The organism is Mesorhizobium sp. M7A.F.Ca.ET.027.03.2.1, assembly GCF_003999175.1.
In the GTDB taxonomy this organism is placed as follows: domain Bacteria; phylum Pseudomonadota; class Alphaproteobacteria; order Rhizobiales; family Rhizobiaceae; genus Mesorhizobium.
On sequence record NZ_RZOM01001058.1, the window covers coordinates 1 to 2143 of the forward strand.

At 64.7% G+C, this 2143-nt stretch carries 2 protein-coding genes; one reads left to right on the top strand and one right to left on the bottom strand.

Going from position 1 to position 2143, the window contains the following annotated elements; all coding sequences use genetic code 11:
• A partial coding sequence (locus EN750_RS31060; protein ID WP_145968084.1) for an acyltransferase family protein occupies nucleotides 1-1486 on the top strand: 1486 nt, incomplete at its 5' end.
• Between the two features lie 84 nt (nucleotides 1487-1570).
• Here EN750_RS31060 and EN750_RS31065 read toward each other — a convergent pair.
• Nucleotides 1571-2056: an HNH endonuclease gene (locus EN750_RS31065; protein WP_245482863.1), complete on the bottom strand. Its 486-nt coding sequence runs from the start codon at nucleotides 2054-2056 to the stop codon at nucleotides 1571-1573.
• Nucleotides 2057-2143 lie beyond the last annotated feature (87 nt).

Below are 2143 nucleotides of genomic sequence, written 5' to 3' on the forward strand. Positions count from 1 at the left end.
CGCCGCCTGCCAGTGGCTGACCAGCGCGGCGCCGGCCTGGGCCTTCTATTTTTCACCGCTGCGCGCCTGGGAGTTCGCCGCCGGCGGCCTGGCGACGCTGGTCCCCATGGCTTTGCTGCAGCACCGCATCTGGCTGCGGGCAGCACTTGGCTGGCTCGGCCTGGCGCTGATCGCGACCGCCTATCTCCTGTTGAGCGAGGACCTGCCCTTCCCCGGCTGGTACGCGTTGCTGCCGGTGGCGGGCACCGTGCTGGTGCTGCTGAGCGGCGTCGGCGGGCCGCAGAGCAATAGGCGGACCGGCTGGCAAGCCCTTGGCCCGGCCGCCGCTTTGTCCCTGCCGCCCTTGCAATGGATCGGCACGCTCTCCTATTCGCTCTATCTCTGGCATTGGCCGGTCATCGTCTATGCCGGGATGCTGGCGCCGGAGCTTTCCGTGCCGCAGCGGCTTGGCTGTGGCGTGCTGGCGCTCGCCCTGTCGGTGCTCACCTATCATTTGATCGAAGACCCGGCGCGGCGCGGCGCCTGGATGGCGGTGGGCGCCCGCGCCTTTCCCAAGGCCATTCCAGGCGCAAAACCGCTTCGCGCTTTTCCCGGCCTTGTGCTGGTTCCCGCGCTGATGCTGACCGGCACCGGCGTGGCGGTCGCCTATGCCAACGCGCATCTGGCCACGCGCAATATCGGCCCCGAGCAGCGCGGCATCGAGCAGGCGGTCGAAAGACCTTCCATCGCGCGGGCCGTCGACAAGAACTGCCTGGCCGACTTCCAAACGGTGACCCCGAAACCCTGCATGTTCGGCCCGGCCAATGCCAGCCGCACCATCGTGCTGTTCGGCGATTCGCACGCCGACCAGTGGTCGACGCCGCTGATCGAAGCAGCCAAGCGCAACGACACAAAGATCATCACCTATCTCAAATCATCGTGCCGCGCCTCGCGGCTCTCCACCTTCAACACGGTGCTGAAGCGCGACTATACCGAATGCGACGCCTGGCGCGAGCAGGCCATATCAGAGATCATCCGCCACAAGCCGCGCCTGGTGGTGATCTCCGAATTTTCCATCGGCAATCTGATCCGCGACCTGCCACCGGCCGAACGCACCGCTGAAGTAGCGCGCTGGCAGGCCGGCCTGCGCTCGACCTTGCAGGCCTTCAGCCGGGCCGGTGTCGAGACGGCTGTTATCCGCGACACGCCGATCAACGCCAGCTTCGCCGGCTCCTGCGTGGCGCGCACCCTGTGGTGGCGCGAGGCACCCTCGCCGCACTGCGACACGCCAAGAGCCGACGCCGCCAACGACAGCACCGCCGCCGCCGAGCGCGCCGTGGTGACCAGCGTGCCCGACACCCGTTACATCGACCTCACCAACCAATTCTGCGGCCCGACCACCTGCCACGTCGTCATATCAGGCAAGCTGGCGTTTCGTGACAGGCACCATCTGGCGACGGGCTTTGCCGAGACACTGGCGGGGCCATTGGAGCGGGCCTTGTTTTAATGGAGTAGAATTAGCTTTCCTTCCCCCCGTTCAAAGGGGAGGTGGTGCGAGCAGGCGGATGACGGGCAGCGCTACGCTTCCGTATCAATGCACCCCAGCGAATTGCTCGCGGTGATGAGCCAGAAACGCCGGATGTGGCATCAACCGCGCATCCTTGGGCCAATGCAAACCCTGGGATTCCGGACGGAAGAGATTTCTCAATTCGCTCGGTACGCGGTTGTGCGCGACCAGTAGCCGATGGTTCTCGTCTATCGAAATCAGGTGCCGGTCGAACAGCCAGTGCACTGTGGCTGATAGCGCGATGCCGTTCTGGACAACATCCGGGCCGCCGACCGCGACCGGCTTGATATGAGCGGCCTGAACCTCTGCTCGACCGCCACCATTGATGATGCGCAAGCCGGTGACCGCGCATTTATCCTCATAGGCACGGCAGACCTCCAACCGAAAAGTCGCGTCGCGGATTTTTCGGTTCAGCAAGATTTGCTCGACGCGGCGATCGACGGTCTCGGCAAAACCAGGCTGTCCGGCAAAACCAGGCTGCATCGGCCATGGAACATCCAGCGGCAGCATGTCGGGGCTGAGCCTTCTGGCGTTGGCAGGGTCAAGTGTCTCATTCAAACCAGCCAGCACGATGTTGTCGAAATCCTCACTCAGGAT